General features: G+C 47.7%; 12 protein-coding genes and 1 riboswitch. Of the genes, 6 read left to right on the forward strand and 6 right to left on the reverse strand.

From position 1 onward, the window contains the following. Positions 1 to 16 precede the first annotated feature (16 nt). The 4 genes from BLS14_RS31785 to speE all read right to left on the reverse strand — a co-directional run bounded on the left by BLS14_RS31785 (position 17) and on the right by speE (position 5,698). Positions 17 to 1,498: an alpha-N-arabinofuranosidase gene (locus tag BLS14_RS31785; RefSeq protein ID WP_090955825.1), complete on the reverse strand. Its 1,482-nt coding sequence runs from the start codon at positions 1,496 to 1,498 to the stop codon at positions 17 to 19. A gap of 216 nt (positions 1,499 to 1,714) precedes the next feature. Next, positions 1,715 to 2,902: a WD40/YVTN/BNR-like repeat-containing protein gene (locus tag BLS14_RS31790; RefSeq protein WP_063567643.1), complete on the reverse strand. Its 1,188-nt coding sequence runs from the start codon at positions 2,900 to 2,902 to the stop codon at positions 1,715 to 1,717. Positions 2,903 to 3,986: 1,084 nt separating this feature from the next. Beyond that, positions 3,987 to 4,856: an agmatinase gene (speB, locus tag BLS14_RS31800; protein ID WP_063567641.1), complete on the reverse strand. Its 870-nt coding sequence runs from the start codon at positions 4,854 to 4,856 to the stop codon at positions 3,987 to 3,989. Positions 4,857 to 4,870: 14 nt separating this feature from the next. Beyond that, the gene (speE, locus tag BLS14_RS31805) at positions 4,871 to 5,698 is read right to left on the reverse strand and encodes a polyamine aminopropyltransferase (RefSeq protein ID WP_064641349.1); all 828 of its coding nucleotides are present in this window, start codon (positions 5,696 to 5,698) and stop codon (positions 4,871 to 4,873) included. 298 nt (positions 5,699 to 5,996) lie between these two features. On the opposite strand from speE, the gene BLS14_RS31810 reads away from it, so the two are divergent. Then, positions 5,997 to 8,075, forward strand: coding sequence for a transglycosylase domain-containing protein (locus BLS14_RS31810; RefSeq protein WP_090955829.1), 2,079 nt, complete (start codon positions 5,997 to 5,999; stop codon positions 8,073 to 8,075). 143 nt (positions 8,076 to 8,218) lie between these two features. Here BLS14_RS31810 and BLS14_RS31815 read toward each other — a convergent pair whose 3' ends face one another. Continuing rightward, entirely contained in the window at positions 8,219 to 8,722 is a 504-nt protein-coding gene (locus BLS14_RS31815; protein WP_063567638.1) for a YwhD family protein, read from the reverse strand. Positions 8,723 to 8,824: 102 nt separating this feature from the next. On the opposite strand from BLS14_RS31815, the gene BLS14_RS31820 reads away from it, so the two are divergent. The 5 genes from BLS14_RS31820 to BLS14_RS31840 all read left to right on the forward strand — a co-directional run bounded on the left by BLS14_RS31820 (position 8,825) and on the right by BLS14_RS31840 (position 13,939). Beyond that, a complete protein-coding gene (locus BLS14_RS31820) occupies positions 8,825 to 10,816 on the forward strand; it encodes a M1 family metallopeptidase (RefSeq protein WP_090812020.1) in 1,992 nt (663 codons plus the stop codon). Positions 10,817 to 10,826: 10 nt separating this feature from the next. Continuing rightward, complete coding sequence (locus BLS14_RS31825) at positions 10,827 to 11,669, forward strand: hypothetical protein (RefSeq protein ID WP_090812022.1); 843 nt, start codon at positions 10,827 to 10,829, stop codon at positions 11,667 to 11,669. A 252-nt stretch (positions 11,670 to 11,921) separates the two neighbouring features. Beyond that, positions 11,922 to 12,059, forward strand: a riboswitch (cyclic di-AMP (ydaO/yuaA leader). Between the two features lie 3 nt (positions 12,060 to 12,062). After that, entirely contained in the window at positions 12,063 to 12,533 is a 471-nt protein-coding gene (locus BLS14_RS31830) for a C40 family peptidase (RefSeq protein ID WP_063567635.1), read from the forward strand. Between the two features lie 401 nt (positions 12,534 to 12,934). Then, positions 12,935 to 13,429 carry a GNAT family N-acetyltransferase gene (locus BLS14_RS31835; RefSeq protein WP_079697729.1) on the forward strand — a complete coding sequence of 165 codons (495 nt, stop codon included), beginning with the start codon at positions 12,935 to 12,937 and terminating at the stop codon, positions 13,427 to 13,429. A gap of 150 nt (positions 13,430 to 13,579) precedes the next feature. After that, positions 13,580 to 13,939, forward strand: coding sequence for a c-type cytochrome (locus BLS14_RS31840; protein WP_063567633.1), 360 nt, complete (start codon positions 13,580 to 13,582; stop codon positions 13,937 to 13,939). A gap of 326 nt (positions 13,940 to 14,265) precedes the next feature. Here the strand turns inward: BLS14_RS31840 and rbsK are convergent, their stop codons facing one another. Then, a complete protein-coding gene (gene rbsK, locus BLS14_RS31845; protein ID WP_256336787.1) occupies positions 14,266 to 15,267 on the reverse strand; it encodes a ribokinase in 1,002 nt (333 codons plus the stop codon). Positions 15,268 to 15,291 lie beyond the last annotated feature (24 nt).

Below are 15,291 nucleotides of genomic sequence, written 5' to 3' on the forward strand. Positions count from 1 at the left end.
GGATGAATCCATCTGATCAAGCCTTTATAGCGACCATACCAACCGAGGCCGGAGGCAGTACAAAACGCAGTTTGTTATTTTCGAGTGTAATACCCTTCCAGTCCGCAGGTTGAACCTGATTCGGCTGTTCAAATGTGTTGAACGCACTATAATCTGCGTGATGCAGAATTCGTCCTGATACAGCAGAAGCGTTCGTTGATTCAATCCGACAAACCACTTCAAGCTCATCCGTATGACTAAGGTTACACGCCGTCACATGAATAACGCCATCATTGCTACGAGAAGCTGACAAACTAAGTTGAGGGATGGTCTCTTCCCCGAAAGTATATCCAGGGCTCTCGTAATTCAGTTCCAACCGCTGCGCGTCCATGTGCACCTGATACATATCAAACACATGATATGTAGGCGTAAGCAGCATCTTCTCTCCTTCTGTCAAGACCAACGCCTGGAGAACATTAACGATCTGGGCCAGATTGGCCATATGCACTCTTTTATTATGTTGGTTGAAAATATTCAGATTGATCCCTGCAAGTACAGCATCACGCATCGTATTTTGTTGATACAGGAACCCAGGATTAGTACCCGGCTCAACGTTATACCACGTTCCCCACTCATCCACGATAATACCGACTCTGCCCTCAGGATCATATTTATCCATAATCTCGGAGTGCTTCAAAAGTAACTCTTCCATATATAGCGTCTTTTTCAATGTAGTGAACCACTCAGCTTCTCCGAAACCTGTAGCCTGGCCTTTATCTGCCCACTCACCTGTTGGAATGGTGTAATAATGCAGGCTGATTCCATCCATAAAACGACCGGCCTCCCGCATTAACACCTCCATCCAGTGATAGTTGTTGTCATTGGGACCGCAGGCAATTTTATAAATTTCATTCCCGGAATAATTGCGTACATATGTAGCATAACGACGGTACTCATCTGCGTAGTATTCCGGACGCATATTACCGCCACAACCCCAGTTCTCGTTCCCCACACCAAAGTATTTCAGCTTCCATGGCTCTTCACGGCCATTGCTCTTCCGCCAGTTCGCCATCGGTGATTCCCCATCAAACGTGATGTACTCCACCCATTCCTGCATCTCCTGCACCGTACCGCTGCCCAGATTGCCGCTGATATATGGCTGCGTATCAAGTAACTCACATAGTCTCAGGAATTCATGCGTGCCGAAATGATTGTTCTCTTCTACCCCGCCCCAGTGCGTATTGATCATCCGGGCGCGCTCACTTTTTGGACCTATGCCATCTTTCCAGTGATATTCGTCGGCAAAACAACCTCCAGGCCAACGAAGTACGGGAATATGGAGTTTTTGCAGTGCAGTAAGCACATCATTTCGGATGCCTTCCGTATTGGGGATAGGAGAGTCCTCTCCCACCCAGATGCCTTCATAGATACAGCGTCCCAGATGCTCTGAGAAATGGCCATATATATTGCGATTTATTAATCCTTGTTCTGAATCTGCCTTTAGAATAACATCAACCATAATTTCAACCTCCTAAAAAGTGTTGTTACCGCTTACAATAACGTGTTTCCGAACAGGATTCAACCGTTTTTATTCAAGCAAAAACAAGCCCTTTCCGGCTTCATTTGTCCGGAAAAGACTTGTTTGTTTGGGCTGGTCTCATCAGGCCAAATTAGTTGAGATTTATACCATTTTAGATTGAAATCGCCTTAAAACTATTCCATGGCATAACGCCATTTACTCGTTTACAGCAGGCAATAACATTTTTTGCTTCCATGTTGTTCCACCATCTGTCGTCTCATAAATCGCAGGAGAATTGTCGCTTGTTACGACGAGCCAACCTGTTTTGGCAGAAGGAAACGAAATGCGGGAGCTATAACCTGGATCTTTCAGGTCGATATTTTTCCACGTGGAACCTGCATCATATGAACGCCCAATCCCCACTTTGCCCGCTGCAGGTGATCCTGCGGAGAGATAGGCCGTCTGATTACCAATCAACGCCATGTTCCCTGGGTGACCCCCGGGGTCTGCGGGGCCTTTTCCATTCCCTGTGCTGTTTGCACCTGGAGCCGGGCCACCACCTGCTGTGGATTGAGCAAAGACCTGTCTCCAATTCTTGCCCTCATTTCCACTCGCGTAGAGAGAATACGACTGCTGAGACATTCCTGCGTCGCCATACAGAAGGGCCCATACCTGGTTACCACTTGCGTATAAATCTCCACCGCTCCAAGTTGCTGAGGCTACCTTCAGCGATTGCGTCCAGTTCTTGCCGCCGTTACTTGTCTGCATGATACGGTATCCTGAACCAGGAGCCACTACAATGGCATAACCTTGCTTCTGTGTCGTGAACACAGCTCCGCGTGTATTGGCTGGTGTGGAGATCGGGCTCCATGTTGCACCGCCATCCTTCGTCAAATAAGCTCCATTATAGGTATATCCAAAGCCTTCGTTTTTATTGAGGAAATCAATTCGTTTAAACTGTATACCTTTAGTATCCATCCGTGTCCAGTGCGCACCGCCATCCGTTGAGCGGATGAGATATGTCGTTGGAGAATCCTTTACCTGTGCCAAAGCAAATCCATTCACATTATTCGGGAAATCAAGTTGTGTGAACTGCCATTGGCCTGTATAGATGGACTGCCAAGTGCAGCCAGAATTCGATGTGCCAATAAGGAAGCCTTCACCACCAGCCCGTCCGGTTGTATTGTTCAGAAAATCGATATCCGTAAATTGCAGTCGTTGGTCTTCCACACCACTGCCTTTTTTCAACGTAGCCGTTAATCCGTGATCTCCACTTCCACACGTTGGGGAGGATGCAGCGTTAGCGCCGGGTAGAGTATGTACCGGTCCCAGTCCCCAAGCCAGTGTTACTGATAGTGCGAGTGCGCCAATCCGTTTCCATGTCATTCTGCTCTTTGTTGTCATTGTGACACCTCCTTCTATGTTTTTACCCTATTTTGCAGGATTTAACGTAACAATTTGTTTATCGCGCGTAACATTATTGCAATTAAAAACCACTCATGCCCACATTTTATTATCTCATGGGCATGAGTGGTTGATCATTAATCTCTACTAAGAGCTGATTTAAATGGGATATGCCTTAAAAGCAATGATCACAAAAGTGATACTTAAAACAAGGCAAAGGGCAAAATGCAATTTATTGTATTTAAGTGTTCTGATGCTAAAGGCAACATATAGCATGGCGAGATTAGCCAGTATTAGCGTTAAATTGATGAACAAAGTCATTGTTATTATAAGATTGATGGTAAATATCATAAGTACCGCTATGAACCATTTGGGATACATACTCAATTGAGCCCGGATTGCATGCATAACAAAAACTCCTTTCCTCTATTTCCATATTATACATAAATATTAAGATAGAGTCATCCCAAATACGTGTTTTCGCTTAACGCGCGGGCGGAATCATATATACAACAAATGGTAGAGGTACGGGAACGTACGTGCTATAATCAATGTTATGGACTTTGAATAAAGGTGGATGTTTTCTTGATCACGGCGCAGCTTCCCGAAAGGGGGTGACGTCGATGATCAAACTTGTGGCGTTGCTTGATGTAATCCGATGGATTGCTGCGATCCTCAGTTTAGTGCTGAGTATCCGAAAGCTTTACCGTTGGTTGCGCAAAAAGTTTCGTAGCAAGCGAAAACCCACCTCATAAGGTTGATCGCCTGACGGTGGGTTTCGCTTGAATAGCAATATTTAGTTCATGCGCGCCGTGGCAGTCCACAGCCTTTCGGGTCCTAAGAGTCTTTACCGTTGGCGCGGTGAAGGCTCTTTTTTTAGTATATGGTCGAACCAACCACCATATACTTCACGAATGTAATATATCAATCAATATATCAATTAATATACTACTGATTACTGTTGTTGTCAGTATAACACAATACAGAAATGAGGTTCAATAAGTTCAGGAGAAGATCATAAAAAAACGCCCTCTCCTACGCAGGCTTCAACCTGACGCAGACAGAGGACGCTGTTATTTTGCGATTACTTTACGAATCCAAGCAGCATTTCACGGATCATCTTCGCAGCCACAATTTGTGTCTGTTCTGTATGATCGTAAATAGGAGCCACTTCAACCAGGTCACAACCGACCACATTTACATCTGATCCTGCAATCATGTGAATGGCTTCAAGCAATTCCTTGGACGTAATACCGCCCGCTTCTGCTGTTCCTGTACCCGGAGCTGCAGATGGATCAAGCACATCGATATCGATTGTAACGTACACCGGACGGTTACCCATTTTCGGAAGAGCTTCCTTCATCGGAGCTGCCACTTCAAACGGATAGAAGTTGATGTTCTCCCGTCCGAATTGGAACTCTTCCCGGGAACCGGAACGAATTCCGAACTGATAAATATTTTTGCCACCCATCAGTTCAGCTGCTTTACGCACTGGCGTTGAGTGAGACAATGGCTCGCCTTCATAGTTTTCACGAAGGTCGGCATGTGCATCAATATGGATCAGGATAAGGTCCGGATATTTTTTGTACATTTGCTGAATGACAGGCCAAGTAACGAGGTGTTCCCCGCCGAGACCAATCGGGAATTTGTCGTCAGCCAGTAGGCCACCGATATATTCTCCGATGACTTCGAGACTGCGTCCTGCGTTACCGAAAGGCAAAAGCAGATCCCCAGCGTCAAAGTAAGTCATATCCACAATGCTTTTATCAAGGTAAGGGCTGTACTCTTCAAGTCCAACCGACGCCTGACGGATATGGGAAGGACCAAAACGGGACCCTGGACGGAAGCTGACGGTATAATCCATCGGCATACCATAAATGACTGCTTTGGAGTTCTCGTAATCCTCTGAACTGCAAATAAATACGTTACCTGAATAAGCTTGATCCAATTTCATCTAATTATTCCTCCTTATTTCGTAAGGTCTTCCACGAATTTAGGAAGAACGAACGCCGCTTTGTGCAGACGTGGAGAGTAATATTTCGTATCCATCTCTGGAATCTGCGTCTCGTCCACCTCAAGCGGATTATGTTTTTTGCTACCCATTGTAAAAGTCCACAGACCACTTGGGTACGTAGGGATATTACAGCCGTACACATGTACGATCGGGAAGATTTCTTTAACGTCTTTGTTTACCTTTTGGATCAGATCCGCTTTGAACCACGGGTTGTCCGTTTGAGCAACGAAGATCCCGTCTTCTCTCAGCGCTTCATAGATACCTTGGTAGAAACCGCGCTCAAACAGCGGAGCAGCCGGACCTACAGGCTCTGTGGAGTCAACGATGATTACATCGTATTCATTTTTATGCTCTATAATATGCATGTAGCCGTCGTTCACCAGCACTTCAACGTTAGGCTCGTCCAATTTACCGGCGATTTCAGGCAGATACTTTTTGGAATATTCAATCACTTTCCCGTCGATTTCGACGAGAACTGCTTTTTCTACAGCAGCATGCTTAATGACTTCACGGATAACTCCGCCGTCACCGCCACCGACAACCAGCACCTTTTTCGGGTTCGGGTGTGTGTTCAGCGCAGGGTGAGCCGCCATTTCGTGATAAACGAACTCGTCTTTCACCGTTGTCATCACCATGCCGTCAAGCAACAACATATTGCCGAATTCTTCGGTCTCTACCATAGCCAGATCTTGAAAATCCGTCTTTTCGCTTACATAGGTCTGTTTAATCTTCGCGGTGATTCCGAATGCGGGGGTCTGTTTCTCCGTAAACCACAATTCCATAATCTCTACCTTCTTTCCGTAAAGTTTATATAGATTAAATTGACCAGAGCGTACATAGCGTCTGACTAATCAAAGAATCAAATCACTGACAATGGGAACTGTTCGACCTTCCTTGCCTATTGTATGTTGTGTCGAACTGTTACTTTTCATTACCCTTTTGCATTATACGCGATTGACGTTTATACTGCAAAACGGTTTTTTTCTGCAAAAAAGCTATATTTTAAACCGTTAAACGGCCGGATTGAATATCCGTGTCATTGAATTCCCATACTGGAAAGAAAAGAAAGGAGCCCGTTCCATGACCCAATCAAGCCAAAAGACCCGCAAACGCGGGTTCCGAATATGGAAAGTCATCAAAAGCCTGACTCTGCTCGCTATTCTCGGCCTAATCTCCACAGCAGCAGCATTGGTCTATCTATACGCCACCAGCCTGCCACTAGCCGACTCCGATCGCAATTCCAGGCTGCTGGACAGTCAGGGCGCAGTCATTGCCACTTTCTCGGCAGGCGGCAAAGACTCGGTACCCGTGCAGTTGGGAGATATCTCACCTGATTTGGTTAGCGCTACACTTGCTGTAGAGGACCGCAAGTTCTATGATCATGTCGGCTTCGACATCCGAGGAATGGGACGGGCTGTACTCGTCAACCTGGAACATATGCAGATGTCCCAGGGCGCAAGTACACTGACGCAACAGCTCGCGCGCAACTTGTATTTGTCTCATGAAAAGACATGGACCCGCAAAGCCAAGGAAGCGATGTACACGGCACAATTGGAGATGAAATATAGCAAGGATGAAATCCTGCAGATGTACCTGAATGAAATTTATTACGGTCACGGCGCCTACGGGATCGAAGCAGCCTCACGGATGTATTTTGGCAAATCCGCCAAACAGTTGACGCTTGCCGAAAGTGCCATGCTTGCAGGGATTCCAAAGGGTCCGACCTACTATTCACCATATAATCATATGAAGAACGCCAAGGACCGGCAGAAGGTTGTATTGAATGCCATGGCTGACATCGGCAAAATTACGCAAGCGGAAGCAGACAAGGCTTATGAGGAAATGCTTTCGTTCAAGCCGGAAAGTGAACGCAAAACCGTAGAAAGCGCACCCTATTTCCGCGATTATATCCGGAATCTAGCCATCAAGGAGCTGGGAATCAGCGAAGCGATGCTGGATCATGGGGGATTGAATATATACACCACGCTGGATCTGCGTGTACAAAAAGCTGCGGAAGACGCTGTAGCCAGAGGCATGGACGCCAAAAGCGAGCTCGAAACGGCTCTGGTATCGATCGATCCGCGTACCGGATACATCAAAGCGATGGTGGGTGGCAAAAATTACCGCACCAATCAGATTAACCATGTACTGGCGACTACACGCCAACCGGGATCTGCTTTTAAACCGATTATGTATCTGGCTGCCCTGGAATCCAAACAGCTCACCAGTGCGTCCATGTTTAAAAGCGAGCCGACTTTGTTTCATTATGACAATGATCGCAAAACCTATAAACCCGGCAACTTCGGGGATAAGTATTTAGGTGAGATTGATTTAAGACAGGCGATCGCCGCTTCGGACAACATCTATGCGGTAAATACGATTATGCAGATTGGACCTGAACAAGTGGTGAAGATGGCCAAGAATCTAGGGATTACGAGCAACATGAGCCCGGTACCCTCCCTTGCACTCGGCACCTCGCCAGTTAGTCCACTGGAGATGGCTTCAGCATTTTCCGCTATTGCCGCAAGTGGACAGCGGACACCTCCTGTAGCCATTCTGCAAGTGACGGATGCCGCAGGACGAGTAATCTATGAAGCACCTCAGACCAAGGCCGAGAAGGTCGTTGAACCCGCTGCCGCTTATGTATTAACACGCTTGATGGAAAGTGTGTTCGAAAATGGAGGTACGGGTAATCGGGTATCTGCAACGATTAAACGGCCTGTCGCCGGCAAAACGGGGACGACCAATACGGATGCTTGGCTAGTCGGCTTCACTCCAGAGCTCTCAACGGCTGTCTGGGTCGGTTATGATCAAGGCAAAGCCATTTCCACATCCGACGGGCGTCGTGCGGCACCCATGTTCGCCCAGTTTACGGAACAGGCCCTCGCCAGTGTTCCACCGAAGATTTTTACTGTACCGGATAACGTCGTCAGTGTATATATCGATCCCGAATCCGGCAAACTGGCTGGCAATGGCTGCGCCGAGAAACGGCTGGAAGTTTTTATTGATGGCACGGAACCGACCGAGGTCTGCCGCAGCGCTTCAGACGATTCGGGTTCAGAGAAAGATAAAGACACTCGAGAAGTGCAAACCCAGCAGGGAATACAGGAAGAGAAGCATTCATGGTGGAAGGATTTCAAACGCTGGTGGGTGGAATAACCAAAGTGACGTAAATACGTAATGACGTAATTGCGTCATCACCCGTAAAATTCAATTTAGCATAAAAGCAAAAGCCCCGAACCGATCATCTCGGTCACGGGGCTTTTGCTTCTTCTTTTTGAACAGCTTGAAACATTCATTAATTAGGCAAGCGCTTCTTTCAATTCATCCGGAGAAGCGTTCCACCATTCTTCGTTATGCGTAGTCAGCAACGTCTTGAGTGCCGCGCGATCCTCAGGTCCAAGATCATCCAGCATGAACCGGCGCTTCATGGCATAATCCATGCGATTCACATGATCGGCAAGCAGTTTCCATCCACGACGCGCTTCTGTATCAATCCACATCTCACACGCAGTTGCTCCACCATAGAACTGCCCCTGTTCGTTACGGTCCACAGCTACCCATACTAGCCATACTTGGCGTCCATTGGGCACATCCTCACGATTAGTCGAGAACTTGATATTGCGCTCCACTTTGCTCTTCGCATGCATCGCGCCCACATCAATCTTTGCTTCACCGTTATCAATAATAACGGGGGAAAGGTTATTCAGATCAATGGAGCCTGCACCGAAACCTTTGTGTTTGCTCTTTGCACTAACGATATTCAAGGCAATCTGTTTTTTGCCGTTCTGCTCGTTTTGGTCCATGTTTTATAGCCTCCAAGGGTTGATACAAATATTTTAACTAATAATCGCCCCAATGCAAACATATACATGCTGTAGATGCTTGTCAACGGGAGGTATTTAACGATGATTCCACGACGCGCCAAGAGCTGGCTCACCGCAATTATAGCCCTGTGTTTAGTTGCCGGGGGGATATGGCTTGGTCTGGGCTCCACACGCTCCATTCAATCTGACTTGCCTGCGCTCGCCCCGGAATCGGGCAAGCCTACGGCACCCGTCAAAACCCAAACATCTCCGGAAAGTATACAGACACCTACCGCTGAAGTGTTCAGCAACCGCGTAGTGGAATATCACATGGATGTGAAGCTGGTAGACGGGAATGTACTGCAAGGGACTCAGACGATCACCTGGACACATCCAGGTAAGAAAACCGTCAGCGAGCTTTATTTTCACATGTATCCCAATGCCTTCTCTTCTGCCGACACCACTTTTATGAAAGAATCCGGAGGGAAACTTCGAGGTGATGTCATGCCCACTAACGGTTACGGTTCCATGCATATTACAGAAATGAAAACAGAGGATGGGCTTTCTCTCTTACATCGGATGCAGTATGTGCAACCGGATGACGGAAACATGAAAGATACTACCCTCATTAAGGTACGGCTGCCCAAACCCGTTAAAGGCGGTGAAAGCATCACGCTTCACACCCGATTTGAGGTCAAGCTACCGAAAATTTTTGCCCGCATGGGAACAGCAGATAATTTCGTTATGGCAGGTCAGTGGTTCCCTAAACTTAGCGTATATGAGCCAGTAGGCACACGAGGTCAAACGACCGAAGGCTGGAATCTGCATCAGTATCACGGTAATTCAGAGTTTTACGCCGATTTCGGTATCTATAGTGTGCGTATTCGGGTACCGGAAACATACAAAGTAGCTGCTACTGGATTCCCAACCCAGCAAGCGGTTGTGAAGAACGGCGAAAAAGTATATCAGTTCTATGCCGATGATGTGCATGATTTTGCCTGGTCAGCCTCTCCTGATTTTGTTTATGCAGAAGAACCCTTCTCTGCTCCCAATGTGCCAGGCGTTCGAATCAAGCTGTATCTCGACCCTGCTCATGAGAATCTGAAGGAACGTTATTTCTACGCCGCCAAAGCAGCGCTATCCAATTATAGCAAGTGGTTTGGCCCTTATCCGTATTCCACACTGTCCATCGTTGTCCCGCCCAAATCAGGGAATGGCGCAGGGGGAATGGAATACCCTACCTTGGTCACCGCCTTCGGTGCAGATGATTCTGCTCCTGGCTACGATCTGGAACGCACGGTTGTGCACGAGATTGGGCATCAGTATTTTTACGGCATGGTCGCGAGTAATGAATTTGAAGAGGCTTGGCTGGACGAAGGATTCACCTCCTATGCAGAAGACAAAGTAATGGAACAGGAATACGGACTTATCCCGAATCTGCCCGTACAAGCTGGTCTCATTACTTCTCCAGCTTCACTGACACAGGACTCCTGGAAGTTTGATTCCCAGAATCAATATGCAGCAAACGTATACACACGAGGCAAGCTTGTATTACTTGGAATAGAACAACAGGTTGGTGCTAAAACGATGGAGCGTATTCTCTCGACCTATGTGAATAAATACCGCTTCAAACACCCTACTTCGTCTGATTTTCAAAAGGTCGTGGAACAAGTGACGCGTACATCCTGGACCGATTATTTTAATCAGTATGTATACGGCGATGGCATGGCTGACTTTGCAGTGGAAAAGATCGCAATCAATCCTATCCTGAAAGACGGCCAAACGTTGTACGAGTCATCGGTTACATTGCAGAAAAAAGGGAGTGAATATAAGAAGGTTCCTGTTCGAATTATGTTCGAAGATGGGAAAACCATGACGAAAGAATGGGATGGTAGCGAGGAGCGCATTACCTACAAACTGACCTATACTTCCCCTGTTTCCTGGGCTATGACTGATCCGCTATACACGATTGTGCTGGAGAACCATCATATGAACAATTTTCTGAAAGCCGGACTGGATGAGCCAACTAAATCCCGCTGGAGCATGAGCGCAACCAAAATTATAGAAGCCATATTCGGAAGTCTGTCATGGTGAGGTGGATACAGTGAAAGCGAAAATACGTGAAGGCTGGTTTCTCGTCCGTCAGCATATGTTCATTGCGGCACTCTTATTTCTCTATCAATTAGTATGGGGATACTTTCTTTATCGGATGGTGCAGTCAGCTGTGGTTCCGCTGCTCCTGCGTTATCCTGACCCTGATACAGGGGAACTCAGTACGATTTTATTTAAAATGGAGAGCCAACTCGGTCTGACAACGAATCCGGAGGTTCACCGCTATTTATGGATTTTAGGGGCTATGCTGCTGATACGGATTCTGATTAGCCCACTCATTCAGGCAGGGCTGCTCTACTCGCTCCAGCATTATAACCATTCGGAAGAGCGCATTCCATTCATTCGCGGTATCAAAAATTTATGGAAACCGATGCTGTTGCTCCACACCATTCGGACTATATTACTGCTGCTACCCGCTTATTGGCTCGCGCCAAAGCTCTATTCCATCTTTATGGAAGGTTTTCATTCCCTCCATCTGCTCTTGCCTGGTATTCCCTATGTTGCTGGTTGGATTGTATACGGGTGGGTTATCCATCATGTCCTACTGTACATGCAGTTTGGTATCTCAGCTCCCGATGGGGAAGGCGGAGCACGTGGTACGTTTCAAGCTATATGGATTGCACTACGCCAAGTCATCACTCTAATCGGCATTGCTGTCCTGCTGGGCGGCCTTCATCTGTTGGTCTTTGGTGCCTTTACTTCAGCTTCATGGTTACTAACCGGCTTAACTGGTCTTATACTACAACAAACGTATCCACTTGCCCGGTGCTTGCTGAGCCTGTGGAAAATATGTGCCCATTTCCGCCTATGGCAGTCCAACTCGGTCAAGGATTAAATTAAACGGTTAAAAACGGTTACCATCTCTATGTAAAGTTGTATTCTTCAAATGCCGTTAAACAAGCAAACCTCGACCTTTCCCCGTCAAAGGTCGAGGTTTTTTTTGTTAATTTTGTTGTTAAACGTTGCCAAAGTGATATACCTCTGTTACAATAATCGCAGTGAGTTTTTAGTAACAACTTTGTAATCTTTACCTTCATATTTGTAACTACTTAAAATTTAATCGTCATTTCTTGATTTCGCAGGTGCATAACTAGCATAGCCAAATTCCTAGCACCTGGGAAGCGGGGGAACCAGTTATGGGTGAATTGATCTTGCAACAGAGGGATCATAGGGGACCTTCAACCGAATCCTTAAGCTAACCTCGCAGGCATTGGAAGGGGTATATCTCTTGTTTAAGAAGAAATTAACCGCAGCTGTACTCAGCCTCACATTCGCATTATCGCTTGGAGCAGGCAGCGCATTCGCAGATTCGAAAATGGACCAAGTTATTGATTCAGCAATGGGGACTACATACAAAAGCGGAGGAACAACGCTTAACGGCTTTGACTGCTCTGGATTCACAAGTTATGTATTCGACAAGCTGGGCATTGATCTGGCTCGCCAATCGAGTTCACAATTCGACATGGGTGATTCGGTATCCCGGATGGAAATGAGACCAGGTGATCTGGTATTCTTCAATACAACGGGCAAAGGGGTCTCGCACGTAGGGATCTTTGTAGGGAATGGGAAGTTTGCACACTCCTCTTCTTCCAAAGGAGTTACAATTAGCGAATTAAGCGAAAGCTATTGGGCCAACCGCTATGTTGGCGCTAAACGTATTATGAGCACGGACGCATATGAGACATTGGCCATTGAATAGGGACAAGCCGAGCAACGTCATGCTGTAACAATAACTTTACTGTAACGAAGCATAATAGAACCGTCTGGTACATTCTCCGCAGGAATGTTATCCGGCGGTTTTTTTGTACTTCGTTTCCTTAACATATTCGGGATAGCTATCAAACCTAATTTTAACTTTTTTTAAAGCTATTTTTCATTGCTTCGCCCGTGCTCTTATAATGTTTTTACCCATCCCACTATAATATAAACGAAATTACCGGAACTTTTGTTTCACTTTTTTTCAAAAACGAGGACTTGCCAAATGAACGCCTCTTTTGTAGAGTGGAAACAAGCTTAGATATGGAATGACATATGTATATATGTATATGGACAAATCAAAATCATTATAGCTTGTTCACAATGAGAGGAGCGTGCAGTTGTATGGATGAAGCCCCTGTGACGTTTCACGTTGTGCCCATGCAAGAAGAACACGCGGAACTAATCTGCGATTGGCAGTATGACCCGCCTTATAATATTTATAGCTGGCTGCCCTGGGAGCAGATGAAAGCACTTGAAGTGGAATTCGGCGATCCCAAGCTACGGAAAGAACAATATGCGGTGGTGCTGGGAGAGGATCAGCAGATTTGCGGTTTTGCTCAATACTTCCCGCTTGAAGGTGTCACCCGCATTGGGCTTGGCATGCACCCCGATCGATGTGGTCATGGACAAGGGACGGCTTTTGTCTCGGCCATTGTGCAGGAAGCCATTCGCCGGAACCCTACAAACGAAATTGATCTGGAAGTTCTGACCTGGAATGACCGGGCCATTCGCGTCTATCTAAAAGTCGGATTTGTTACGCAGGATACATACGAACGACAGACACCGAGCGGTTTGAAACCTTTTTACTGTATGGTCTATGAAGGTCCACGCGAATAAATAGGGCTTGAAATCACCCTAAAAAGTTCCCGGTTATGTGATTAGTTCAAAAAATTACCACAAAATGCTATGATGTCACTACAGGTTCCGTTATAATGATATGGATAGTTTCAAGTTAGATGATCTTTCATTCTGGAGGGGACATAAGGGATGCACAAATGGATCATGAGCGGGGTATTTTTTGCAGCGTGCGCTTTAGCTATTGTACTAATGTTTACGCTTCCAGGGAAAGAGGAAGTTGCGGAAGAAGCGAAACCGACAATGCCACAAGTTACAATGGATGCAGGACAGGCTGAGGCACTGGTCAAAGCAAACTGTATTACCTGCCACGGCGATCAGCTTCAAGGGGGCATGGGCCCTAGTCTGCAGAAGATTGGCAGCCAGGACGATGTGGAGAAGATTTATACGACCATCGTCAAAGGTAAAAGCGGCGGTATGCCTTCGTTCAAAGACAAGCTGAAGGATGAAGAAATCGCGAATATTGCGATGTGGCTGGCGGAGAAGAAGTAATCCAAGATGTTCAAGGCGATCAGTTTGTGGCAGGGGGCATGTATAGAGAGTGTGATGGCTTCAATCATCCTCTGCTCTTTACTCATGCTCTAAACCACGCTGGCGCTAGACGCACAACGTAGTCAACCCTTATTGGTATTACAGGGTTGCTGGATTTATCCATGGTCATACAGAGAAGAGGCTCTTACTCTCCCATGCTGGGAAGTAAGAGCCTCTTGTTCATTTCAGGGATGCTCCGATGAAAACAACCATCATGCTATGGCGCCATCTAGATGCATTAGCGTATCCTGCCCGCCGGCTTCTGATTCAGCTAAAACATGCATAGATTACTGGCTCTTTGCCTTCTGCTCGGCAAGGAAAGCCTGCACTTCACGTACGGACGGCATCCCGGATTGGGCGCCGAGCTTCGTCACCGACAACGCGGCTGCGCCCATGGCGAAGCTTACCGCCGCGTCCAGCGTCTCTCCGCGCGCGAGGGCTACTGCCAGCGCGCCGTTGAAGCAATCGCCAGCGCCGGTCGTGTCGACGGCGCTTACGGCGTAGCCGGGCGCACGGCACGCGCCGGCACGCTCTGCCTGAACGCGGCCGCTAGGCGCTGCCGCGTACACAGCCCCCTCGGGGCCGAGCGTCGTGACGACAGCGGCCCCGAGGGATGCGGCGAGCTCTGCGACCGCCGCATCCACGTCTTCCGGCCGGAGATCATCCCGGCCGGTGAGCACGGCGAGCTCGCTGCGGTTCGGCGTGACGACGTCGACGCACCGCAGGAGCTCCTGGGGCAGACCCGGCACCGCAGGCGCCGGGTTGAGCACCACCAATGCGCTGCCTTCAGCCGCCAGTTGGGCGGCGCGGGTGACCGCAGGCAGCGGGATCTCCAGCTGCAGCAGCACCGCTGCGGCTGCAGTCAGGCTTTTTACCGTATCCGCCTCTTCCAGCATCGCAGGCATAACCTGCCCATTCGCTCCAGGAATAACAATAATCCGGTTATCTCCTTTGGAGAGCCAGATAGAGGCCGTACCTGTAACGGTATCATCCAGAATGCGAACTAGCGAGGCATCCGCCCCGCTTTCCGTTAGACTGTGCAACAGGCGTTCACCAAAACCATCCGAACCTACGGCACCAATCATCGTAGTCTGTCCACCCAGTCGTGCAGCAGCAACCGCCTGATTGGCGCCTTTGCCCCCGGCCAAATAGTGCAGTTCCTCCCCACTCACCGTCTCGCCTTCCTCAGGAATGATGTCTGTCTTCACCACCAGATCCATATTAAGGCTGCCTACGACAGCAATAAGAGGTTTGTTCTGATTATCGTCTGACATGTATGCTTCACTCATTTCCGGTAGTGCGATATAACCGAT

The organism is Paenibacillus sp. OK060, from assembly GCF_900101205.1.
In the GTDB taxonomy this organism is placed as follows: domain Bacteria; phylum Bacillota; class Bacilli; order Paenibacillales; family Paenibacillaceae; genus Paenibacillus; species Paenibacillus marchantiae.

What these genes read in the sequence shown, in the direction of transcription:
- BLS14_RS31840 (WP_063567633.1), top strand. Translation starts at nt 13,580, where the DNA reads ATGCACAAATGGATCATGAGCGGGGTATTTTTTGCAGCGTGCGCTTTA.
- speB (WP_063567641.1), bottom strand. Translation starts at nt 4,856, where the DNA reads ATGAAATTGGATCAAGCTTATTCAGGTAACGTATTTATTTGCAGTTCA.
- BLS14_RS31820 (WP_090812020.1), top strand. Translation starts at nt 8,825, where the DNA reads ATGATTCCACGACGCGCCAAGAGCTGGCTCACCGCAATTATAGCCCTG.
- BLS14_RS31835 (WP_079697729.1), top strand. Translation starts at nt 12,935, where the DNA reads ATGGATGAAGCCCCTGTGACGTTTCACGTTGTGCCCATGCAAGAAGAA.
- BLS14_RS31790 (WP_063567643.1), bottom strand. Translation starts at nt 2,902, where the DNA reads ATGACAACAAAGAGCAGAATGACATGGAAACGGATTGGCGCACTCGCA.
- BLS14_RS31815 (WP_063567638.1), bottom strand. Translation starts at nt 8,722, where the DNA reads ATGGACCAAAACGAGCAGAACGGCAAAAAACAGATTGCCTTGAATATC.
- speE (WP_064641349.1), bottom strand. Translation starts at nt 5,698, where the DNA reads ATGGAATTGTGGTTTACGGAGAAACAGACCCCCGCATTCGGAATCACC.
- rbsK (WP_256336787.1), bottom strand. Translation starts at nt 15,267, where the DNA reads ATGAGTGAAGCATACATGTCAGACGATAATCAGAACAAACCTCTTATT.
- BLS14_RS31810 (WP_090955829.1), top strand. Translation starts at nt 5,997, where the DNA reads ATGACCCAATCAAGCCAAAAGACCCGCAAACGCGGGTTCCGAATATGG.
- BLS14_RS31785 (WP_090955825.1), bottom strand. Translation starts at nt 1,498, where the DNA reads ATGGTTGATGTTATTCTAAAGGCAGATTCAGAACAAGGATTAATAAAT.